The organism is Streptomyces sp. bgisy027, from assembly GCF_057710365.1.
Genome location: NZ_JBYIVZ010000033.1, coordinates 20053 through 42506, shown reverse-complemented (window position 1 = coordinate 42506; position 22454 = coordinate 20053). Strand labels below are relative to the sequence as shown.

Below are 22454 nucleotides of genomic sequence, written 5' to 3'. Positions count from 1 at the left end.
CGGGACTGTCGGTCGCCCTCGGCGCCATCGTGCTCGATCGCGCCCACGCGGCGGAGCCGCATGTCGATACGGCCCCGCGCCCTTCTGGCGCGCTGCCGAACCGCCTGCGGCGACGCAACGACGAGAGAGGTTCGGTGCAGGACTTCACGCATCTCGTGGTCGGTATCGACGTCGGCGGGACCAAGACGCATCTCCGCGCCCGCGCCGGGGACACCCTGGTCGCCGACCACGTCCGGACGAGCAGCGGCTGGCGGCCGCACGACCCCGTGGCCGCCACCGGCTGGCTGGCCGCGCTGGTGGCCGACGCGTTGCCGCAGGGCGCACGCGCGTCAGCCGTCGCCGTGGGCGGCCACGCCTGCGAGACTCCGCGCCAGTGCGCCCAGATCCGCAGCGCTCTCCAACTGCACTTCGACGCGCCCGCGTCGGTGGTCGGAGACGCCGAACTCCTCGTTCCCGCCGCCGGGTTGGACAAGGGTGTCGGGCTGGTCGCCGGCACCGGTTCCGTCGCGGTCGGCCGAACGGCCGAGGGCCGAGCGGTCCAGGTCGGCGGCTGGGGTGCGGTCCTCGGCGACGAGGGCGGCTCGGCCGGTCTGGTCCGCGAGGCCGCACGGGCCGTATGGGCGGCGCACGACCTCGGCGAGGAGCCCGACGCACTGGCGCTCGGGCTCCTCGACGCGTGCCAGGTGCCCGAAGTACCTGCGCTCGGGGCGGCGTTGGAGAGCGCGAAGAACCCTTCCGCGGACTGGGGCCGGCACGCTCCGGTGGTGTTCGCCGCCGCGGAGGCCGGTTCGCCGCTCGCCCGCGCGGTGATCGACGAGGGCGGCCGGTCGCTGGCCGCGCTGATCGAGCAACTCGCGGCGCGCGGGGTGCCGGTGGACGACGTCGTGGTCGCCGGCAGCACGATCCTCGCCCAGCCCGGCCTATACGCAGCGTTCACCACCGCGCTCGGCGACAGCGTGCCCGGGGCCCGGCCAAGGCCCCTGGAAGTGCCGCCGGTGGAGGGGGCCGTGGCGCTCGCGCGTTCACTCCTGTGACATCCGCCGGACGCCGGGGCAGCCCGGGTCCGACACGACCCGCCCGTAGATCTTCGCTCGCAGGACTCGATCTCGACCGCGAGGCGCCCCGTGTGCCGCACGCCCCTTCGCCGCGTGCCGGTCGGTCGAGTCGATCGTTCCGATCACCTCCCGCTCCTCCCGGCCGTTCGGCCGATGAATTCGAGAGAGGCACTCATGCCGTCACCCGCCGGAGACCAGGCCATCCCGACCCTCGACAGAAGGCGCTTTCTCCTCGCCTCCGCCGGAGGCGGTGCGGCGCTCGTGGTGGTGCCCGCCGTCGCCGGCCGGCTGCCCGCCGCCAACGCCGGGACCGCCGTACAGACGGCCGCGTTCGTGGACGACTACAGGACCAACGTCGTCGCGAACCAGACGCCCCGGACCAACGCGGTGGTCCGGATCCTCGGCGGCTTCGCGAAGGTGTGGAAGACCGGCGGAGCCTGGGACACCGGCACGCCGCTCATGCCCGAGGTGCTGCGCGCCAACATGCGCTACTGCGCCCGCGTCACCGCCGCACGCACGGACGCCGAGGCGAAGGAGTCGTTCATCGTCGACCGTCAGCACCAGAGCTACTCGGTGATCGCCGGACTCGGTCCGCTGGCGGAGCTGTACAGGACCGGCGCCAAGGCGGTCACCTCGATCACCAGCGCCCCGGACGGCACGCCCGCCGGAAAGATCAGCGACGCGCTGCCCGCCGACGCCCCGGCCGGTTCCGCGATCGGCGCCGGTTCCCACGACTCGGACCTCGGCCAGGTGGCCAGGCTGGTCGACACGGTGCGCGGTCCGTTCGCCTCCGGAAACCCGGCCAAGTTCGCGTTCCAGTACCCGCGTCCGTGGCGGATGAACGAGGACAGCGAGGTCGTCGACACCGGGACGAAGGACGCCTTCGGCTTCCCGGTGTACGACTCGCGGGTGAGCGTCGCCCCGCAGCTGCTGCGCCAGCGCGCCGAGACCCCGGCCGAGGACGGCGGCTTCCCCAGCGGGCACACCAACGCCCTGCACCTGGCGGCCCTGGCGTACGCCTACGCCGTGCCCGAGCGCTTCCAGGAACTGGTCACCCGCGCGTTCGAACTGAGCCACACCCGGATCGTCGCCGGGATGCACTCCACCGTCGACGTCCTGGGCGGCCGCGTGATGGCCACGGCCCTGGCCGCCGCCGCCCTCGCCGATCCGGCCAACGCCGAACTCAAGGCCGCCGCCCGCGCCCAGGCCCTGGCGTACTTCCGGCAGCACACCGGCACCACGGCCGACACGTTGTACGCCTACGCCCACGCGGCCGGCACCGACACCGACCCGTACGCCGACCGCGAGACCAACGCCCGTACGGTCGGGCCCAAGCTGACCTATGTCCTCACCCGGCAGGGCCGTGACGTGCCGCTGACCGTGCCGAAGGGCGCCGAGGTGCTGCTGGAGACGCGCCAGCCCTATCTGACCGCGGCCCAGCGCCGCGAGGTGCTGCGCACGACCGCGCTGCCCGCCGGGTACGTCCTGCTGGACGGCTTCGAACAGTGGGGGCGGCTCGACCTGTTCTCGGCCGCCGACGGCTACGGCGCCTTCGACTCCGACGTGACCGTCACGCTCGACGCGACCGCCGGGGGCTTCGGCGCGGCGGACAGCTGGCGCAACGACATCCGCGGCGAGGGCGGCCTCACCAAGCGCGGCACCGGCACGCTCACCCTTTCGGGCCACAACCGCTTCCACGGTGGCACGGTCGTCGAGGGCGGCGTGCTCGTCGGTGCCTCCGCGGACGCCCTCGGCCAGGGCGACGTGCGCGTCCTGGGCGGCACGCTGCGCGTGGCCAAGGTGCTGCGCGTGCGCGGCGGGTACGTCCAGGACGGCGACACGCGTGTGGAGCTGCTGCTGCGCAAGAACCACGGCCCGGCGCTGGAGGTGTCCGGCCGGGTCGTGCTGGGCCGGGGCGCCGTGCTGTCGCTGCGCCTGGACCCCGAGCGCCCTCCGGTCGCGGGCAGCACGGTTCCCGTCATCGAGGCACAGCGGCTGCGCGGGCAGTTCGACCGGATCGAGGTGAACTCACCCGCTCTGCGAGCCGTACCCGTCTACACGGCGGAAGGTCTGTCGGTACGACTCCTGAGGCGGTGACCTGCGGCCCGGGCGGGAGCTGATGCAGAGTGGGCCCATGGGCCGCCCGAGAATCAGCTTCCGCCGTCGCGGGGCCGACGGTGCCGCGGAGCGGATGATGGCGCTCGAACAGCAATCGGCCTCGAACCCGGTCACGCCCCCGACCACGGCTCCGGCTCCGGCACCGGCTCCTGAGGGGCTCGCCGGCCCACCCGCCGTCCGGCACCCGCGACAACCCGTCCGACGCCTGCTCGTGCCCCTTCTCGTGTTCCTGCTGCTCGGCCAGATGGCCGTCGCGATGGTGACGACCGCCGTGCGGCAGACGCCGACCATCGACGAACCCGTGTACGTCGGCACGGCGGCCGAGTATCTGCACGAGCACGAGGTGCTCCACAACCCCGAGCATCCGCCGCTCGGCAAGCTGGTCATCGGCGTCGGTGTGGCCCTCGCCGATCCGCGTGTCGATGCCTCCTTCACCGGCGATCAGGGCCGGTTGGGGCGGCATCTGCTGTACGAGTCCGGGAACGACCCGTGGCGCCTGATGCTGTTCGCACGGCTGCCCGTGATCGCCCTGACGCTCGCCTTCGGGCTGGTCGTGTTCGCCTTCGCTCGGGAACTCGCCGGTACGGCGGGCGGCCTGACGGCGCTCGGCCTGTACGCCTTCTCCCCCGATCTCGTCGCGCACGGCTCGCTCGCCACGCTGGACGTGCCCGCGGCAGGGTTCGTGCTGACGTCGGTCTGGCTGCTGTGGCGGGCCCGCCACCGGCCGCGGCGGTACGTGCCCCTGGCCGGGGCGGCGCTCGGGGCGGCGCTGGCGACGAAGATGAGCATGCTCGCGGCGATCCCGGTGCTCATGGCGCTCGCCGGCCTGTCGGTGTGGTGCGCGCGAGAGCCCTCTCAGCCTCGTCGGCGGACGCTGGGGCGGGCCGCCGCCGGCGCCGGCGTTCTGGTGCTGGTCGCGGTCGCGGTCGTATGGGCGTCGTATCTCGTGGTCGATCCGCGGCTGCGCTGGGCGCCGGAGCAGCCCGTGCCCGCGGTGCGCGGACTGCGGGGGCTGGTCGTGGACCTGCTGCCGTTCCCGGAGGCCTACCGGGACGGCATGCGGGTGCAGTTCCACTTCGAGAACTACCCGTGGCAGGGCTTTCTGTTCGGCCGGCTCTACACCGGGTCGCTCTGGTACTACCTGCCGGCGGCGCTGGTGGTGAAGACACCGCTCGGCATGCTCGTGCTGTGGGCCGCGGGGGCCGTCACCCTGGTGGCCGTGCGGCGGCTGCGGACCGTGGCACCGTATGTGCTGGCGCCGACGGCCGTGCTGCTCGGTGCGGCCATGCTCGGGTCGCGGGACTTCGGCACCCGGTACGCGGTCTTCGTGCCGATGTTCCTGGCGGTGGCGGCGGGCTGTGTCCTGGTGGTGCGCCGACGCCGGGTGCCGGTGGCCGTCGGCGCGCTGGTGCTGTTCGTCGCGGTGAGCTCACTGCGGACCTACCCCTACTATCTGCCGTACTCCAACGAGGCGTTCGGCGGTCCGGCGAAGACCCGTCTGCGCCTGCACGACTCGAACGTCGACTGGGGACAGGACCTGGGCCGGCTCGCGGACCGGCTGCGTGAGCGGTACCGGGGCGCGCGGATCTGGCTCGTCTACAAGGGCAGCGGGGTGCCGTCGTACTACGGAATCCGCGCCGCCGATCCACGCGAGGCGGACCCCGGCGAGGTGCGCGGACTGCTGGTGGTGTCGGACTCCGCGGCGGCCAAGGCGACCGGACGGCTGGCCGAATTGCTCGACAGCAGTCATCCGATCGACAGCGTCGGTCATTCGATCACGATCTATCGTCGCTGAGTAGGAAGCATGAGGGGACCGGGTCGACACGGTGTGTGAGCTATGTTGAAGCACTGTGGGAGACAAAAGAGGCGCACCGGCGCCATCGCCCCAGCAGGCACGCGCGCAGGCATCCGCCATCACCTCCGGAAAGACGGTGCCGGAGACCGGGGTGTCCCCGACCTCCCAGCTCAGGACGCTCTTCGACCAGCCCCGGCTCTCCCCCGGGCAGCGGCGCATCGCGCAGTACCTGATCGAGCACATCACCGAGGCGGCGTTCCTTTCGATCACCGACCTCGCCGAGCGGGCCGGCGTCAGCCAGCCCTCCGTGACCCGGTTCGCCGCCGCCGTCGGCTTCAGCGGTTACCCCGCGCTACGGGAGAAGCTCCAGGCGATCGCCCTGGGCGCCCTGTCCGGCGGCCCGATGGCGGCCGAGGAGAACGGCGCCAACGAACTCCAGTCGGCCGTGGACGCCGAGATCGACAACCTGGAGAACCTGCGGCGCGACTTCGCCGACCCGGACCAGCTGATCGATGTCGGCCGCAAACTGTCGCAATCGACCCCGCTGACCATCCTCGGGCTGCGCATCTCCGCCTCGCTCGCCGAGTACTTCGCCTACGCCGCACGACGTATCCACCCGGACGTCCGGCTGGTGACCCGGGGCGGCAGTGTCGCCTACGACGCGCTGCTCCAGTCCCGGGAGGCGGGCGGCACCTGGGTGCTGGCGTTCTCCATGCCGCGGCACGCGCAGGAGACGCTGACCGCGGTGCGGGTCGCGCGCAGCGCCGGGCTGCGGGTCGCCCTCGTCACGGACCTGGCGCTGGGCCCGGTGGCGGACACGGCCGACGTGGTCTTCGCCTCCGGCACCGGATCCCGGCTGGTCTTCGACTCCTACGCCGCGCCCGGCGTGATGGCCGCCGCGCTGCTGCAGGCCATGACCGACGCGGACCCGGAGCGGACGCAGGCGCGTCTTGAGGACTACGAGCAGATCTCCGACCAGCACCAGTTCTTCCTGCGCGACTGACCCTCGTACCGCCCGCCCGAACGGGCACCCCTCACACACCGGCGAATACCGGAGCACAGGGGAACCATTCACATCAAAGCACGCATGAATGTTTTCATACGTCTTGCAAACCGGACGGCATATATAAATACTTCACACCGCACCACCCGCCCGCCGAAAGCAGTCGGACCGCTCATGCGCACGTCACCCCATCCGTCGTGCGACTGCCGCCTGCCTTCCGGGCTCCATTGCGAACAGCCGTGGCCGCCGTCTCCTACCCGCGTCGGCGTTCGGGCTGTTCGGTCGGGCATCGCCTGCGCGAGCGCCCGTGGCGGCGGCCCCGGTCATCCCCTAGGCCGGGGCCGCCCCGACCCCGTCGGACACCCCAGACGACGCCGCACACCGGAAGCGATGACCATGCCCCTGACGACCACGCGCATCACCCCGGACTGGCCGTGCCAGGTCAAGGCCCCCGGGTCCTACGACTGGGAACGCTCCGCCGCGAAGTGGCTGCGCGAGCTGGTGCCGGCCCGTTACGCCAGCTATCCGGCGCTGATCCGCCACCCTGTCCTGCTCGCCCGGCACGCGCAGATCCAGGTCCAGAACGAGATCCGGGTCGCGCGCACCGCCCTGCAGACCGCCCGCGCCGACCTGCCCGCGCTCGGCATGCCCGAGTCGGTCATCGAGCACACCATCAAGATGTACGCGGCCGAGGTCATGCAGTTGCAGCACATCGCCCGCAGCGTGCGCGCGGTGTCCCAGGCGCTGGTCGACCGAGGGCGCTGAGCCGGCGCCCCGGCGCCGACCGCACCGGAGCACACGGCCGAGCCGCCGGGCGGTCAGGAATCGCCGGCCGTCGCCGCGCAGGTGACCGTCGCCGACGGCTCCCCCACCTGCCCCGAAGTGGCGGCGAGGAACCCGAAGGTGACGCTCGCGCCGGGTTCCAGGGTGCCGTTCCAGGACGCGTTGGAAACCGTCGCCCTGCCGTCCGCGGTCGTGGCGAGGGTGCCGTCCCAGACCTGGGTGAGCCGGGCACCGGTAGGCGGCACGACCGTCGCGGTCCAGCCGGAGGACGACCCCGTGGGCGCGTTGGTCACCGTGACCTCGCCCTGGAAGCCGCCCTGCCAGCTGTTGACGGTCCGGAAGGACGCCGTGCAGTCGGGGTCCGGCTGCCCGCCCCCGCCGGGGGAGCCGGGCGCGGGGCGCTCGGGCGCGGCCGATGCGGTCGCGCTCGCGGACGGTTCCGGATCGCGGGCCTGCGAGTCGTCCTCGCGGCCCGGGAGCAGGAGCGCGCCGCCGAACCCGACGACGGCCGCCGCCGTCACCGCGACGGCCACGGCGGTACGACGGAATCCGGGACCCGAACCGGTACGGTCACCGTGGCGCCGCGCGCTCCTCATGTCCTCGGCGACGGCGGGCAGTTCCTGTGTCGCGTCCTCGGTGCCGGGCAGGGGCCCGGGCACGGCCACCGTCTCGTAGCCGGCGTTGCCTTCCTCCCACTCGCGGAACAGCTCCGCCAACGCGTCCGTGCGGCGCGGGCGCAGGACGCGGATCGGTTCCAGGGCCGGACCTTCGTCCGGCTCCGCGGGGTCGGGCCGTGTGGACACAACCGCACTCCTTCCGTCCCCGTCGGCACGGGGCTCGCCAATCCCCGAGGAGTGATACGGGGCACACGTCCCGCCGGTTCAGCCCGGCGTGGGACGCGCGTCGCCGCGGTCAGGCGGGCGCGGCGAGGAAGCGGTGCAGGGACGTCTTCATCGCGGCCACGAACGCGTCACGGCCTGCGTCGTCCAAGGCGTCGAGCGACAGGTAGGGGTTGAGGTCCTCCAGCTCGACCAGCAGGAGTTCACCTCCCGGCGCACGGCAGGCGTCCACGCGCTGGATGCCGTGGCCCAGGCCGTTCCACTCGACGAAGCGCCGGGCGAACTCCAGGTCGCCGCCGGCCGGTTCGTACGGCTCCAGCTGCCAGCGCCGGTCGGTGTGGGGCGCGTACAGGGCGTACTGGAAGTCGTGGTCGACGAAGTAGAACGAGACCTCGTAGGCGAAGTCGACGCAGGGCTGGACGAGGACGTCCCCGGCGACCGAGCCGCGCACCTCCTTCGCCGGCACGATCCGCAGCCCCATCGAGTCGGCGCCCAGCTTGGGCTTGACGACATAGCGGTCGGCGTCGGGCAGCCGGTGCAGGTCCGCGACGCGGTCGACGGTGGGGATGACCGGGTATCCGGCGGCGGTCAGGTCGAGCAGGTACTGCTTGCCGGCCATGTCGGCCCCGCCGGACAGCGGGTTGTACACCCGGGTCCCGTCGGCGATCGCGCGGCGGCGGAAGTCGTCGTAGGCGTCCTGGTAGGCCAGGACCGGGCCGCTGTTGCGGACCACGACCGCGTCGAAGGCGCTCATGAGCGCGGCCGCGTCCCGGGGGTGGCACAGGGCGAGGTCGAAGTCGTCGCGCAGGCGGGAGGTGAGGAAGATGTCCTCGTCGCAGTAGCGGCGCCCGCGGGCCGGGTAGGCCAGGTCGGTGACGTACAGGATGCGGGGTCGGGCGGACGGCATGCGGGGCTCCTCGGCTGCGGCGGCAGGCGATCGTAGGCAGACGGCGAGCCGCCGGACAAACATCGGATCGAATCGAGATCTGAAGCACTCAGTTCCCTCCTACGACTGCACTGAGTGCCATCGACGCAGCTCCGGGTGCTACGTTCCGTCCATGAGCTCCAGCAGCACGAAGCCCCCGATGCGGGACGCCCTGGTCGCGGCGGCCTTCCGGCTGTTCCTGGAGCGGGGCTACGAGCAGACGACCGTCGACGACATCGTCGCGCTCGCCGGCGTCGGACGACGGTCCTTCTTCCGCTACTTCCCGTCCAAGGAGGACGTGGTCTTCCCGGACCACGAGCGCTGTCTGGCCGACATGACGGCCTTCCTCGCCGCGAGCGACGAGGAGCACGAGCCGGTGCGCCGGGTGTGCGACGCGGCCCGGCTGGTGCTGCGCATGTACGCGGAGAACCCGACGTTCTCGGTGCAGCGCTACCGGCTCACCAAGAAGGTGCCCGGACTGCGCGCGTACGAGCTGTCGGTCGTCTGGCGCTACGAGCGGGCCCTGGCCGAGTATCTGCGCGAGCGGTTCGCCGGCCGGCGGGACGGCACGCTGCAGGCCGACGTGATCGCCGCCGCCGTGGTCGCGGCGCACAACAACGCCCTGCGTTCCTGGCTGCGCTCGGACGGCCACGGCGACGCGAGCGCCGGAGTGGACCAGGCCCTCGGCTATGTGCAGTCCACCTTCGGCGTCGCCCCTCCCCCGCCCCCCTTGCGCGCCGAGGGACCCGAGGACGTGGTCGTCGTCGTGTCCCGGCGGGGTGCCCCGCTGTGGCGGGTGGTCCAGGAGATCGAGGCGACGCTCGACCGCGGCTGAGCCGCCCGCGGCCGGCTCCTCGCCCGGATTCCCGAACCTCGCCAGATTCAGGGAACGCAGTGCCTTTACGTGTGGCACTCAGTGCCATACGCTGGCGGCGTGCACGGTGGCACGGTGAACCGGGCACGTGCGTGCCCGGGCGACCCGCGCACGCGGGATTCCGGCCGAGCGCAGGGAGTTGACCAGCGTGTACCACCACTCAGGAAGCGTTGCTCGTCAGGCCGTCGGCTCCGGGGCGGGTGTACTCGACCGCACGGCGCCCGACACGGAGGCCATCGTCTTCCAGCGCTGCACGTGGTGCGGCACCGCCATGTACCACCGCCTGCTGTGTCCCGTCTGCCAGGGCAGCGAGCTGCGCACGGAACGCAGCGAGGGCGTGGGGACGGTCCGCCACTCCTCGGTGGTGCACCGCAACAGCCCCGCCGCGCGCAATGTGTCACTCATAGAGATGGCCGAGGGGTTCGTCGTGCGGGGCAGGGTGATGGGCCCGCCCATCGGCATCCACAGCGGCGACCGGGTCCGGCTGTCGACGGCGAAGGACCCGGTCCGGGGCGAGCCGGTGTTCCAACTGCTCGACGAGCCCTACCGCGCCTGGACCTGATCCCCCTCTTCCCCCTCTTCCCCCTCTTCCCCCTCTTCCCCCTGTTCGCCTTCTTCTCCCTGATCCCGGTGAGCGCCTGAGTCCGGCCGGATCCGGGCACCAACTCGCCCACGGCGACCGGCAGTCCGGTCTCGAAGCACAGGCAACGCACAGCCAACTCCTTCCGTCCTCCCGGGGTGAGGGCCCGGGACCGTCCGTCCCGGAGCGAACGGAAGGAGGGGCACGTGATTCGTGCCCGGCGAATATGGGTCACCGCCGTGGCGGTGCTCGCGATCGTGGGGGCGTCGTCAGGGTGGGCCCAGGCTCAACCGACGCCCGGGACAGAACCGTTAGCGGACGTTGCCGACAGCGGTGGCAATCTGCCGCCGGACTGGAGCGTCACCGGTGAGGGACCGGCGCGCAAGCTGGTCTGGCGGTCGGACCAGCGGGTGCCCATGGGGGACGCCCGCGTCGAGTTCTACGCCGGTGACCGGCTGCTCGGTCATCCGGCACCGGCGAAGGACGGCCGGACGTTCCGGCTCGGCCTCGACGGGCTCCGGCTGGACTCCGTGCGGGACCTGCACGTACGGGCCGCGGGGCGCAGGTTGGACGTCCCCGACGACGCCCCCGGCTCATCCTCGGGCCCCCGCGCGGGAACGGCCGTCCCGCCCCGGCCGCCGGCGAACACCGTCGACCCCGGCGAGCCGGGCTCGTACCGGACCCTCTCGGGCGAGTACGACCTCGCCCCGGTACGGCTGCCCGGCTTCGCCCAGCCGGTCGAGATGCGGGCCGTGGTGGTGGCGCCCAAGGGTGCCGAGGGCCGCCGTCCGCTCGCCCTGTTCCTGCACGGGCGTCACTCCACCTGCTACACACCGCAGGGCGAGATCACCGGCGACTGGCCCTGCGCGACCGGCTCCAAGCCGATTCCCAGCCACCGCGGCTACCTGCGCGACCAGCGCCTTCTCGCCTCCCAGGGCTATGTGACGGTGTCGGTCTCCGCCAACGGCATCAACGGCCAGGACTGGCAGGCCGACGACGGCGGCGCACAGGCCCGTTCGTCGCTGGTGCGGCAGCATCTGGCCCGCTGGGCCGACTGGTCCGCCCACCCGGGCACGGGCCCCGCGGCCGTACGGCGGGCACCCCGCGCCGATCTGTCCCGGGTGCTGCTCGTGGGGCACTCGCGCGGTGGCGAGGGCGTCAACCGGGCGGCGATGGACAGCCTCTACGCGCCGCCCGCCGCCCAGAACGGCCATCACGGCCCGGTGCGCTGGCGCATCCGCGGCACCGTACTGATCGGCCCGACGATCTTCGGCCAGAACCCGGTCCCGGATGTGCCGTCGATGACGATCCTGCCGGGCTGCGACGGCGATGTGTCCGACCTCCAGGGCGAGGTGTACGTCGACGGCACCCGCCAGGTCAGCCGCGGGACCGCCCTGCACAGCGCCGTGTACGTGGTGGGCGCCAACCACAACTACTTCAACAGCGAGTGGACGCCCGGCCAGGCCGAGGCGCCCGCCGACGACGACTTCTGGGACGACGAGGAGCAGCGCGATGCGGTGTGCTCCCCCGGCACCGGGACCCGGCTGACCGCCGATCAGCAGCACAAGGCCGGCGCGACCTACATCGCGGCGGCGGCACGGCTGTTCGTCGCGGGTGACGACCGGGTGCGCCCGCTGCTCGACGGCTCGGACCGGCGCGCTCCCTCGGCCGGCCCCGCCCGTGTCCTCACCCACGCGGTGGGCGCGCGTCGCGGCGCCGGCTTCCTGCCGGACGGCAAGGTGACCGTGAGCGGGGCCCGGCTGTGCTCGGCGGTGGACCCGGACACGGCGAAGGCGTGTCTGTCGTCGGAGACGGCAGGCCGCTCGCCGCACTTCGCGCGCTGGGAGACCGACCGTGAGCCCGGCCGCCGAGCGGTCGCGCTGCGCTGGACGGCGGCCGGGTCGGCGGCGCGGATCAGCCCGGACCGGCCGGTGTCCCTCGCCGGTTCCAAGGCGCTGGCGCTGCGCGTCGTCGTCCCGCCGAACACCACCGGTACACGGCTCGATGTCTCCGTCACCGACACCGCGGGACGGCACCGGGCTCTCGGCCGCGTCAAGGTCGACGGGCTGCCCGGGACGGACCGGACCGCCTCGTACTGGGCGCGCGAGGTGCGCGTGCCGGTCGGGGCCGACGACGCGGCCGCGCTCGACCTGCGGCACGTCAGGTCCCTGACGCTGACCCCGCGCACGCGCTCCGGGAAGGCCTGGCTGATGGATGCCTGGGCCTGGCGACCCGGCACCCCGGTGGTCTCTGCGGCCCCGCTGCCGCGGGTCGACATCGGCCGGCTGACGGTCAAGGAGGGCGACTCGGGCGTTCGGACCCACCGGGTGCCGGTGAGTGTCTCCGGGCAGGGCAGCGGGCAGGTACGGCTGTTCGTCCCCGACCCGGTCACCGAGCGCGTCACCAGCCGGCTGGTGACCGTCCGGCCCGGCTCGAACGTCATCGACGTGCCGGTGAAGGTCGAGGGCAACACCCGCTACGGCTACGACTCGGGCCAGGACATCTTCGTGAAGGCGGTCCGCACCGCCGTGGTCGGCTCCCACCTGGGCGGTGTGACCGTCCAGAACGACGACCCGATGCCGTCGGTCTCGGTGGCACCGCTCGCCGACCGGGTGGCCGAGGGACAGCCGCTGAAGTGGCGGGTCTCGCTGTCGGCGGTGGCCGACGCCGACGTCACCGGTGTGTACGCGCTGCTGCCGGTCACGGCCGGCCGGGAACTGTCGTCGAAGGACGTCGATCCCCGCTGGCTCGACGAGAACACCGGTCAATCGCCGGACCCGGAACGGCCCTTGTCCAAGGTGGACGGGCTGTCCCTGTGGGTGAACGTCGAGGCGGGCAAGAAGTCCGCCGACCTCGTGATCCCGACGGTGAAGGACCAGATCGCGGAGCAGGCCGAGTCGGTCCGCTTCCAGGCGGTCGACGACTCCGGTGCGCCGCGACCCGGCGCACCGGTGATCACGGGCACGCTGCTCGACGCCTCGTGACCCACTCGCGCTGACGCCCCGCCCCGACCCGGGTCAGGGCGTCAGCGTGATCCGCAAGCCGACGGTGCCGTTCGTACCGCGGCGCAGTCGGCTGCCGAGGAGCGTGAGGCGGCCGGTGATCCCGTACTTGCGGGCGATGAGCCCGCGGTAGCGGGCGCTGGTCGCCTCGTCGCAGATCTCGGCGGTCGCGGGAACCGATTCGCCGGTGGGCCTGCCGCGCAGGTCGCAGGGGCCGACGAGGACGTCGCCGCGGGCCCTGATGCGCTTGACCTTCCAGGAGTCGGCGACCGTCCACACGCCCAGCGCGTCCCCGTCCCGGACCACCCAGACCGGCGTGGGAACTCCGGTGCCGTTCTTGCGGTAACTGGTCACGAGCAGGTACTTGCCCGCGCCGAGCTGCTCAAGCGACGTGTCGTCCATGGCGGGAAGTGTAGGCGGCGGGGCGGGACACGGAACCCCGCCCCGGCCGGCTCAGTCGAGCGCCGCCGCCATCCGCCGTACGCCCTCCTCGATCAGTTCGGGCGACGTCGCCAGGTTGAGGCGTACGTGCCCGGCGCCGCCGGTGCCGAAGGGGATCCCGGAGTTGAGGGCGACCCGGCCGCGGCGCAGGAAGACCTGCGCCGGGTCGTCGCCGAGGCCGAGGGCGCGGCAGTCGAGCCAGGCGAGGTAGGTGGCCTCGGCGGGGCGGTGGGTGACGGCCGGGAGGTGCTCGGCGAGGAGCTGGGCGAGCAGACGCCGGTTGTCGTCGAGGCCCGCACGCAGGCTGTCGAGCCAGTCGGTGCCGTCCCGCAGGGCCGCGGTGTGGGCGATGATGCCGAGGTGGCTGGGCCCGTGACTCACCTCTTCCGGCATGCGGGCCAGGTCGGCGGCGGAGCCGGGCCCGGCGATGGCCAGGGCCGCCTTGAGGCCGGCCAGGTTCCAGGCCTTCGACGCCGACATCAGCGACAGCCCGTTCTCGCCGCCGGTGACGCTCAGATAGGGCACGAAGCCGACCCCGGCGGCGGTGATCGGCGCGTGGATCTCGTCGATGACGACCCGTACGCCGTGGCGGTCGGCGAGGGCGGCGACGGAGGCCAGTTCGGCGGCGGTGTGCACGGTGCCGGTCGGGTTGTGGGGGCTGCACAGCAGGAAGGCGGCGGAGCGGCCGCCCTCGGTCGCCCGCCGAAAGGTTTCCTCCAGGACGTCGAGGTCGATGCGCAGGTCGGCGCCCAGCGGGGCCTCGATCACCTGCCGGTCCATGTGCTCGACGAACTGGAAGAACGGCGGATACACGGGCACGTTCACCACGACCGGATCGCCCGGCCCGGTGACCAGCTTGAGCATCTCGACCACGCCGAGCATCACGTCCGGCACGATCGCCGTCCGCTGCACGGCGAGCCCGTCCCAGCCCCACCGTTTCGCCGCGAACGCGGCGAGCGCCTCGGCGTAGCCGGTGCCTGCGGGGTAGCCGGTGTCGCCGAGTGCGAGGGCGTCGGTGACGGCGCGGACGACGGGTTCGGCCGGCAGGACGTCCATCTCGGCCACCCACAGGGGCAGGACGTCATCGGGGTAGGCCCGCCATTTCATGCTCGTACGACATCGCAGGCGGTCGAGGGTGAGGGCGCGCAGGGGATTCGGTTCACCGGACGTCTCGTGCGGGATCCTCGTCATGGATCACAAGATAGGTGGGCTTTACAGGAACCGGGAGCGGGCGCGGCGGGCAATGGCCGGCGGATGCCCGGAAGCCGCCCGGTGGCCGCCGGCGCCAGAAAGATCACCCGCGCCGTGAACGCGGGCGGGCCTCGCTCCGTATGGAGAGAGGGTGCTCAACTCCGGGAGGGCCCCGCGGCGTTGATGCCGCGCTGTACTTGGTTCGGGAGCCATGCATGAGGCACGCACGACGACGTCTCGTCCGGCGAGTGACACGGCTGGCGGCCGTCGGCGGACTCCTCCTCGGCACAACGATGGTCACACGCGCCGTGGCGAGCGAGCCGGACGGCACCTCCGTGGCACCGCGCACCTTCGCCGCCTCGGCCGCCGACACCGGCAGTGAGCTGGTCTCCCGCCTGGGCACGTCCCGTACGGCGGGCAGCTGGCTGAGCGCCGCCGGGAAGCCGGTCGTCGCGGTCACCGACGAGGAGGCCGCGGCCGCGGTCCGCAAGGCCGGTGCCGAGGCGAAGATGGTCGACCACAGCATGGACGATCTGAAGTCGGCGACGTCGACGCTGCGTTCGGCGCCCCGGGTGGCCGGTACGGCGTGGGTGATGGACTACCGGTCCAACGAGGTGGTGGTGAAGGGCGACAGCTCCGTCTCGGCCGCCGACTGGTCCCGGATGACGCAACTCGCGGACGGCATGGGCGGTTTCGTCCGGATGGAGCGTACCGAGGGCACGTTCACGACCCGGCTCAACGGTGCGCTGCCCCTGCTGTCGACCGCCGGCCGCTGTTCGGCCGGTTTCAACGTCACCGACGGGCAGCGCGACTTCATCCTCACGGCCGGGCACTGCGGGCCCGACGGTTCGGTGTGGTTCGCCGACACCCGGGGCACCCAGCGGATCGGGCAGACCATCGAGCAGAACTTCCCCGGCGGCGACTTCTCGCTGGTGCAGTACGCGAGCGGCAAGGCGGGTGCCGGTGCCGAGGTGGTGTCCATCGGTGAGGGCAAGGGTGTGCGGATCACCGGCGCCGCCGATCCGGCCGTCGGCCAGCGGGTGTTCCGCAGCGGCAGCACCAGCGGGCTGCGCGACGGCGAGGTGACGGCGCTCAACGCCACGGTCAACTACCCCGAGGGGACGGTCACCGGGCTCATCGAGACGAACGTGTGCGCCGAACCCGGGGACAGCGGTGGCCCGATGTTCTCCGAGGGGGTCGCGCTGGGCGTGACGTCGGGCGGCAGCGGTGACTGCGCCTCGGGCGGTACGACGTTCTTCCAGCCCGTGACGAAGGCGATGGCCGCTCTCGACGTCAAGCTGATCGTCGCGGCACAGAACGGCTCGGGTCAGGGTGCCGCGCCGGCACCGTCGGCGACGCAGAGCGCCATCGCGCCCGGTGAGGCGTCCCCCGGCTCGTCGGCGCCGATCACCGGCGAGGGCGCCGCGACGCTGCTGGCCCGGCTGGCGGACCCGAAGAACGTGGGCCCCGGTCTGCTGGTCGTCGCGGGCAGCCTGTGCGCCCTGGTGGCGACCCGCTTCATCCGCGCGGAGCAGGACCGCAAGGCGTACCGGCGGCACTACTCGACGACCTGGGGGTGATGGGCCCCGGCCCGCGCACATGGGCCGGCCGAGGTCTGGGTGTGAGAGAGGTCATCGTGAGAAAGGCACCCCTCGCAACGGGGGTGCCTCGGGAGGATCAGGTGCGTGGCGAGGTGGCCGAGGAGAGAGTGTTCGGACCCTTGGCCGAGAGGGCGCTCAGGCCGCCTTCACCGTCTGCGGGGCCGCCTTGGCCCACTCCATGACGAGGCGCTGGTACTCCTCGCGCTGCTCGACGCTCAGTGTCCCGCCCGCCCGGCGCCACAGCGCCCGGATCTCCTCGTTGACCTCGTCAGCCGATCGATCGGAGGCGATTTCAACAGTGGTGGACATGCTGTGAAGCATACGGCTCGGGACGTGAAGGCGCTGTGAGTAAGCACACTCAATACGGACATAACGGACCGTGTTGCTGATCACGTCATATGTCAACGGCGAACGTCGAGTTCAGGCGTCCGTGGCCCCCAACACCAGCACCTGGATGGCGAGAACGGCGGCACCACGGGCCCAGTCGTGAAAGTCGGACACCTTCGTCTCCAGGTCGATCGGTGCGGCGAGCGGATGCCGGTGGGCGCGCATGGCGTCCGCCACAGTCCCGCCGGCGACGTCCATCAGGCCCACCCCCTCGCCGGCGAGAAGGATCTTCTGCGGCAGTACGAAGTTGGCGATCTGCGCGACCAGGACGCCCAGCGCGCCGGCCGCCTCCTCGATCACCCGGGCGGACATCGGTTCCCTGGCCGCGGCCAGCTCCAGGATCTCCTCGTACCCACGGTCACGGCCGGTGGCGGCCCGCACCTGGTAGCGGATGTTGGGGATGGTCAGCAGGGACACCGCGCTGCCGCGCGCCCCGTCGGGCGTGAGCGGGCCGTTGGGGTTGATGATCCAGTGCCTGCCGAAGCCGCGGTCCTCCTCGGCGTAGGGCACCCGCTTGCCGCCCAGGACCAGCCCGTACCCGATGCCGGCGCCGATGGTAAGGACGACGAACCGGTCGAGGCCGCGGCCGGCTCCGAACCAGGTCTCGGCCTCGACGAGGGCGGCGACGTCGTTCTCCACCACCACCGGCAGCCCGGTGCGCTCCTCCACCAGCTCGGCGAGCGGTACGTCCCGCCAGTGCAGGAACGGCGACTCCCCGACCACGGCACGGTCCTCGACCAGGCCGCCCACGCCGATGCCGATGCCGGCGAGCCGGGGGTGACTCGCCGCGAGCTCGTCGGTCATCTCGCCCAGCAGCGCCACCACTTCACCCGGTTCGTGGGAGGTCAGGGGGCGGTCATAACGGGCGACGATCTCACTGCGGAGGGTGGTCACGACGCCGTAGACCATGTCCTCGGTGATCTTGTAGCCGACGAAGGACCGTGATTCGGCGACGACGTCCAGAGGCTGGGAGGGGCGCCCCTGGCGCACCTCCATCACCCCGCCCGCCTCGGGGACCTCGATCAGCAGGCCCGACTCGATCAGCGGTTTGGTCAGCCGGGTGAGGCTGCCGGCGGACAGGTCGAGTCGCCGGGCGAGTTCGGTGCGCGACAGGGGGCCGGCGAGGAGCACCTCGATCGCCACCGAGCGTTCACCGGGGCTGAGAGGAAGCCAGCTGGCGGCTACTGCGGTCATGGTCGTCAGGCTCCCACATGATTTTTTTCTCCTCAAAACCAACCAGGCCAGTCTATGCCGACGACGGCGGCTCGAAGAAGATGTTTGCAGGGCTCTTGACGGCTGGATTCTTCCGCCACAAAAGTAAGTGGCCGAGGACGAGCCGCAGACGAGGGAGTCTCCCGATGACCATCGCCTCCAGCAGCCCACCGTCGCGCCTCCCATGGGGCGGCGCCGCGGGGGCAGGGACCGAACCGAGGACACGCCGGGCGGCGACCCGCGAGAACCGGGGCGACGGACGACTCGCCACGGTGTTCATCGCCCCGGCGCTGCTGGGCTTCGCCGTCTTCCTGCTCTGGCCGACGCTGCGGGGCGTCTACCTGAGCTTCACCCGCTTCAACCTGCTCACGCCGCCGGAGTGGGTGGGCCTGGACAACTACGTCCGGATGGTGAACGACCCGATCTTCTGGGACTCACTGCTAGTCACCGTCGAGTACGTGGTCATCAACATCGGCGTGCAGACCGTGTCGGCGCTCGCCATCGCCGTCCTGCTCCAGCGGCTGACGCAGTCGGCGGTACTGCGCGGGATCGTGCTCACGCCGTACCTGATGTCCAACGTCGTCGCGGGCATCGTCTGGCTCTGGATGCTCGACACCCAGCTCGGCATCGGCAACGAGATCATCGCCGGGCTCGGCTTGGACCGGATCCCGTTCCTCGCGGACGAGACCTGGGCGATCCCGACGATCGCCCTGATCAACGTGTGGCGGCACGTCGGCTACACCGCGCTGCTGCTGTTCGCGGGGCTCATGGCGATCCCGAACGACGTGTACGAGGCCGCGAAGGTGGACGGCGCGAGCGAGTGGCGGATGTTCTGGCGGATCACGATGCCGCTGCTCCGGCCGGTCCTGGCAGTCGTGCTGATCATGACGGTGATCGGTTCGTTCCAGGTCTTCGACACGGTCGCCGTGACGACGGCCGGCGGCCCGGCGAACGCCACCAACGTCCTCCAGTACTACATCTACGGCGCCGCCTTCGGCCGCTTCCAGTTCGGCTACGCCTCCGCCATGTCGGTGGCCCTGCTGGTCGTGCTGAGCGCCATCACCGTCCTCCAGTACCGGATCACCCGGGCCGGCCAGAGCGACCTCGGCTGAGGGAAGGAGACACCGACATGGCTGCTGTGGCAGACACCACGGCCGTACGACGCGTCAGGCGCCGGCTCTCTCCCGGGCGGATCGTGGCCTGGGCGGTGATGGCCGCCATCGTGCTCATCACGCTGTTGCCGTTCTACTGGATCCTGCGCACCGCGCTGTCCTCGAACACCGCGCTCGCCGCCCGTCCCGGCGACCTGCTGCCGGTCGACGCGACGACCGGGGGCTTCGAGCGGGCCCTCGGCCTGCAGTCGACAAAGGAGGCGATCGCCCAGGGCGGTTCGGGCGGCGGGCTCAAGTTCTGGCGCTATCTGATCAATTCGGTGGTCGTCTCGACACTCATCACCGTCTGCCAGATCTTCTTCTCCGCCATGGCCGCGTACGCCTTCGCCCGGCTGCGCTGGCGCGGACGGGAGAAGGTCTTCGGGCTGTTCCTGGCCGGGCTGATGGTGCCGGCCATCTTCACCCTGCTCCCGAACTTCGTCCTCATCAAGCAACTCGGCCTGGTGGACAGCCTGCTGGGCGTGGCCCTGCCGACGATGTTCATGACGCCCTTCGCGGTGTTCTTCCTGCGCCAGTTCTTCATGAACGTGCCCCGGGAGGTCGAGGAGGCCGCGCTGCTGGACGGCGCCGGGAAGATACGGATCTTCTTCCGGGTGATGCTGCCGATGGCGTCCACGCCGATCCTGACGCTGGGACTGCTGACGTACATCACCGCCTGGAACGACTACTTCTGGCCGCTGATGGTGTCCTACAGCGACAGTTCGCGGGTGCTCACCGTGGCGCTGGCCATCTTCCGGGCACAGACACCGCAGACCGGTTACGACTGGTCCGGCCTCATGGCGGCCACCCTCATCGCCGCTCTCCCGATGCTCGTGCTGTTCGGGTTCTTCGCACGCCGCATCGTCGGCTCCATCAGCTTCACCGGCATCAAGTAAGGGGACGGGGATGCGAGTTCGTACACGTACGGTCCTGGCGCTGACCGGGGCGCTGGCGCTGTCCCTGGCCACCGGGTGCGCGCAGGGCGGCGCGGCCGGGTCGGGCGGCAACACGGTGACGTACTGGCTGTGGGACGCCAACCAGCTGCCCGCCTACCAGGCCTGCGCCAAGGGGTTCGAGAAGCAGAACCCGGGCCTGAAGGTGAAGATCACCCAGATGGGCTGGGCCGACTACTGGACCAAACTCACCGCGAGCTTCATCGCGGGCACCGAGCCGGACGTCTTCACCGACCACATCCAGAAGTTCGGGCAGTTCGCCGACCTGAAGGTCCTCGAACCGCTGGACGACCTGGGTCTGGAGGACTCCGCGTACCAGGCGGGCCTCGCCGCCAACTGGAGAGGCCAGGACGGCCACCGCTACGGCGCGCCCAAGGACTGGGACACCGTCGCCCTCTTCTACAACCAGAAGCTGGTCGAGGAGGCCGGGCTCAGCAGCGAGAAGCTCAACACGCTCTCCTGGAACCCCGAGGACGGCGGCACCTTCGAGGAGGCCATCGCGCATCTGACCGTCGACAAGAACGGCAAGCGCGGTGACGAGGAGGGTTTCGACAAGAACAACGTCAAGGTGTACGGCATGGCGACGGGCGGCGCCGGGGACGCCGACGGCCAGACCACCTGGAGCCCGTTCGTCTCCTCGGCGGGCTGGAAGTACACCGACAAGGCGCGCTGGGGCACCGAGTACCAGTACGGCAGCAGGACGTTCCAGTCCGTCGTCGACTGGTACTTCGGCCTGGCGAAGAAGGGCTACCTCGCGCCCTTCACCGACTACACCGACGGCGCCAACCCGGCCAACGCCCAGGTCGCCTCCGGTAAGGCGGCGACCTCCCTCGACGGTGCCTGGATGATCTCCACCTACTACGGCACCGAGGGCCTCAAGGTCGGCACCGCGCCCACGCCGGTCGGCCCGACCGGCAAGCGCGCCACGATGATGAACGGCCTCGCCGACTCCGTCACCAGGAACGCCCGCAACAAGGAGGGCGCGAAGAAGTGGGTGCGGTACCTGGCCTCCAACGAGTGCCAGAAGACCGTCGGCGGCTACGGCATCGTCTTCCCCGCCACCCCCGACGGCACCCGGGCGGCCGTGGCGGCGTACGAGAAGAAGGGCATCGACGTGTCCGCGTTCACCGAACCGGTCACCGACAAGAAGGACTCCACGACCTTCTCCTTCCCGATCACCGACTACGCGGCGGACGTGTTCTCCCTGATGCGCCCCGCCATGCAGGACGTCTACGCCAACGACGCCCCGGTGAGCGGTCTGACCAGGACCAACGACCAGATCAACCTCATCCTCGGCCAGTGAAAGGCACACACTCCATGACGTTCTCCCTCGGCATCGTCGGCGCCGGCCAGTTCTCCGGCCAGTTCGCCACGCTGTTCCAGGCCCACCCCGGTGTCAGCGACGTGTATGTCACCGATCTGCTGCCCGAGCGGGCCGAGCAACTCGCCGGCGCACAGGGACTGGCCGGCACCTTCCCCTCGTACGAGGCGATGCTGGAGTCGAAGGCCGTCGACGCGGTCGCCGTCTTCACCCAGCGCTGGACCCACGGCCCGCTGGTGCTCCAGGGCCTGAACGCGGGCAAGCACGTCTACTCCGCCGTCCCCATGGCGATCACCACGCAGGAGATCGCGGCGATCATCGACGCGGTCCGGGTGACCGGACTGACGTACATGATGGGTGAGACCAGCCAGTACAACCCGGCGACCGTGCACGCCCGCAACCAGATCGCCGAGGGCGCCTTCGGGCGGCTCTTCTACGCCGAGGGCGACTACGTCCACGACATGGATCTGGGGTTCTACGAGGCCTACCAGTACAGCGGTGGCGAGAACTGGAAGGCGACCGCCTCCTATCCCCCGCTGCTGTACCCGACGCACGCGGTGGGCGGGGTGCTGGGTGCCTGGCAGACGCACGCCGTGAGCGTGTCGGCGATCGGCGTCGTGGACGACCGGGGGGACGGGGTCTTCGACAAGGAGGTCAGCCACTTCGGGAACGACGTGTCGAACGCGACCGCGCTGTTCGAGGTCGCGGGCGGCGGCTCGTTCCGTACGAACGAGTTCCGGCGCGTGGGATACCCCTCCCACATCAGGGAGTCGCGCTTCCGGTTCTTCGGCACCGAGGCGAGCATGGAGCAACTCGCCACATTCGCCCTGTGGCAGGACAAGAAGGGTGTCAAGGACATCAGTGAGCTGCTGGAGCCCAAGCCCACCCTGTCGCCGGACGACCCCTCGCTCCAGCACATCGCGCCGGAGCTGCGGGCCGCCTTCACCTCCGGCTCGGCGCCGGTGCACGACCGTGCCCGGCTGCCCAGGGAGTTCGACAACCTGCACAACGGTCACGAGGGCAGCCACCACTTCCTGGTGGACGACTTCGTGACCGCGGTCAACTCCCGCACCCTGCCGTCCGTGAACGCCTGGGTGGCGGCCCGCTACACCCTGCCGGGCATCGTCGCGCACGAGTCCGCGCGGCAGGGCGGGGCCAGGCTGGAGATCCCGGACTTCGGGGACGCGCCCGAGGCGTGACACTTCCCCGGGACCGGCCCGCGA

19 protein-coding genes are annotated in these 22454 nt (G+C 71.5%); 13 read left to right on the top strand and 6 right to left on the bottom strand.

What is annotated here, in order from left to right:
- Nucleotides 1-134 precede the first annotated feature (134 nt).
- The 5 genes from AC3ETA_RS29935 to AC3ETA_RS29915 all read left to right on the top strand — a co-directional run bounded on the left by AC3ETA_RS29935 (nt 135) and on the right by AC3ETA_RS29915 (nt 6736).
- Complete coding sequence (locus AC3ETA_RS29935) at nt 135-1034, top strand: N-acetylglucosamine kinase (RefSeq protein WP_432196060.1); 900 nt, start codon at nt 135-137, stop codon at nt 1032-1034.
- Nucleotides 1035-1229: 195 nt separating this feature from the next.
- Nucleotides 1230-3152, top strand: a complete 1923-nt coding sequence (locus tag AC3ETA_RS29930; RefSeq protein ID WP_432196002.1) for a phosphatase PAP2 family protein — start codon at nt 1230-1232, stop codon at nt 3150-3152.
- Nucleotides 3153-3417: 265 nt separating this feature from the next.
- Entirely contained in the window at nt 3418-4968 is a 1551-nt protein-coding gene (locus tag AC3ETA_RS29925) for an ArnT family glycosyltransferase (protein WP_432196059.1), read from the top strand.
- Between the two features lie 55 nt (nt 4969-5023).
- Entirely contained in the window at nt 5024-5971 is a 948-nt protein-coding gene (locus tag AC3ETA_RS29920; RefSeq protein ID WP_432196001.1) for a MurR/RpiR family transcriptional regulator, read from the top strand.
- Between the two features lie 390 nt (nt 5972-6361).
- On the top strand, nt 6362-6736 hold the full coding sequence (locus AC3ETA_RS29915; RefSeq protein WP_432196000.1) for a hypothetical protein: 375 nt from the start codon (nt 6362-6364) through the stop codon (nt 6734-6736).
- 53 nt (nt 6737-6789) lie between these two features.
- Here the strand turns inward: AC3ETA_RS29915 and AC3ETA_RS29910 are convergent, their stop codons facing one another.
- Both AC3ETA_RS29910 and AC3ETA_RS29905 read right to left on the bottom strand, forming a co-directional pair.
- Complete coding sequence (locus tag AC3ETA_RS29910; protein ID WP_432195999.1) at nt 6790-7557, bottom strand: cellulose binding domain-containing protein; 768 nt, start codon at nt 7555-7557, stop codon at nt 6790-6792.
- Between the two features lie 109 nt (nt 7558-7666).
- Complete coding sequence (locus AC3ETA_RS29905) at nt 7667-8500, bottom strand: ATP-grasp domain-containing protein (RefSeq protein ID WP_432195998.1); 834 nt, start codon at nt 8498-8500, stop codon at nt 7667-7669.
- A 178-nt stretch (nt 8501-8678) separates the two neighbouring features.
- Between AC3ETA_RS29905 and AC3ETA_RS29900 the strand changes: the two genes are divergently transcribed.
- The 3 genes from AC3ETA_RS29900 (at nt 8679) to AC3ETA_RS29890 (ending at nt 12956) form a co-directional block, all read left to right on the top strand.
- Nucleotides 8679-9353 (top strand): TetR family transcriptional regulator, encoded by a 675-nt coding sequence (locus AC3ETA_RS29900; protein WP_432196058.1) that lies wholly within the window; start codon nt 8679-8681, stop codon nt 9351-9353.
- Nucleotides 9354-9540: 187 nt separating this feature from the next.
- Complete coding sequence (locus tag AC3ETA_RS29895) at nt 9541-9954, top strand: Zn-ribbon domain-containing OB-fold protein (RefSeq protein WP_432195997.1); 414 nt, start codon at nt 9541-9543, stop codon at nt 9952-9954.
- A gap of 224 nt (nt 9955-10178) precedes the next feature.
- Complete coding sequence (locus AC3ETA_RS29890) at nt 10179-12956, top strand: alpha/beta hydrolase (RefSeq protein WP_432195996.1); 2778 nt, start codon at nt 10179-10181, stop codon at nt 12954-12956.
- Between the two features lie 33 nt (nt 12957-12989).
- On the opposite strand, the gene AC3ETA_RS29885 is transcribed toward AC3ETA_RS29890, so the two are convergent.
- Both AC3ETA_RS29885 and AC3ETA_RS29880 read right to left on the bottom strand, forming a co-directional pair.
- Entirely contained in the window at nt 12990-13376 is a 387-nt protein-coding gene (locus tag AC3ETA_RS29885) for a PPOX class F420-dependent oxidoreductase (RefSeq protein WP_432195995.1), read from the bottom strand.
- Nucleotides 13377-13427: 51 nt separating this feature from the next.
- Nucleotides 13428-14606 (bottom strand): MalY/PatB family protein, encoded by a 1179-nt coding sequence (locus AC3ETA_RS29880; RefSeq protein WP_432195994.1) that lies wholly within the window; start codon nt 14604-14606, stop codon nt 13428-13430.
- 215 nt (nt 14607-14821) lie between these two features.
- On the opposite strand from AC3ETA_RS29880, the gene AC3ETA_RS29875 reads away from it, so the two are divergent.
- Nucleotides 14822-16186 carry a S1 family peptidase gene (locus AC3ETA_RS29875; RefSeq protein WP_432195993.1) on the top strand — a complete coding sequence of 455 codons (1365 nt, stop codon included), beginning with the start codon at nt 14822-14824 and terminating at the stop codon, nt 16184-16186.
- Between the two features lie 156 nt (nt 16187-16342).
- Here AC3ETA_RS29875 and AC3ETA_RS29870 read toward each other — a convergent pair whose 3' ends face one another.
- Both AC3ETA_RS29870 and AC3ETA_RS29865 read right to left on the bottom strand, forming a co-directional pair.
- Nucleotides 16343-16528 (bottom strand): hypothetical protein, encoded by a 186-nt coding sequence (locus AC3ETA_RS29870; RefSeq protein ID WP_107911128.1) that lies wholly within the window; start codon nt 16526-16528, stop codon nt 16343-16345.
- A gap of 99 nt (nt 16529-16627) precedes the next feature.
- A complete protein-coding gene (locus tag AC3ETA_RS29865) occupies nt 16628-17788 on the bottom strand; it encodes an ROK family protein (protein ID WP_432195992.1) in 1161 nt (386 codons plus the stop codon).
- Nucleotides 17789-17952: 164 nt separating this feature from the next.
- On the opposite strand from AC3ETA_RS29865, the gene AC3ETA_RS29860 reads away from it, so the two are divergent.
- Genes AC3ETA_RS29860 through AC3ETA_RS29845 form a run of 4 tightly spaced genes read left to right on the top strand, consistent with a single transcriptional unit; the run spans nt 17953 to nt 22430 of the window.
- Nucleotides 17953-18918, top strand: a complete 966-nt coding sequence (locus tag AC3ETA_RS29860) for a carbohydrate ABC transporter permease (RefSeq protein ID WP_432195991.1) — start codon at nt 17953-17955, stop codon at nt 18916-18918.
- A 17-nt stretch (nt 18919-18935) separates the two neighbouring features.
- Nucleotides 18936-19853 (top strand): carbohydrate ABC transporter permease, encoded by a 918-nt coding sequence (locus AC3ETA_RS29855; protein WP_432195990.1) that lies wholly within the window; start codon nt 18936-18938, stop codon nt 19851-19853.
- A gap of 10 nt (nt 19854-19863) precedes the next feature.
- Nucleotides 19864-21213, top strand: coding sequence for an ABC transporter substrate-binding protein (locus AC3ETA_RS29850; RefSeq protein WP_432195989.1), 1350 nt, complete (start codon nt 19864-19866; stop codon nt 21211-21213).
- 14 nt (nt 21214-21227) lie between these two features.
- Nucleotides 21228-22430 carry a Gfo/Idh/MocA family protein gene (locus AC3ETA_RS29845; protein ID WP_432195988.1) on the top strand — a complete coding sequence of 401 codons (1203 nt, stop codon included), beginning with the start codon at nt 21228-21230 and terminating at the stop codon, nt 22428-22430.
- The last annotated feature ends 24 nt before the right edge of the window (nt 22431-22454 follow it).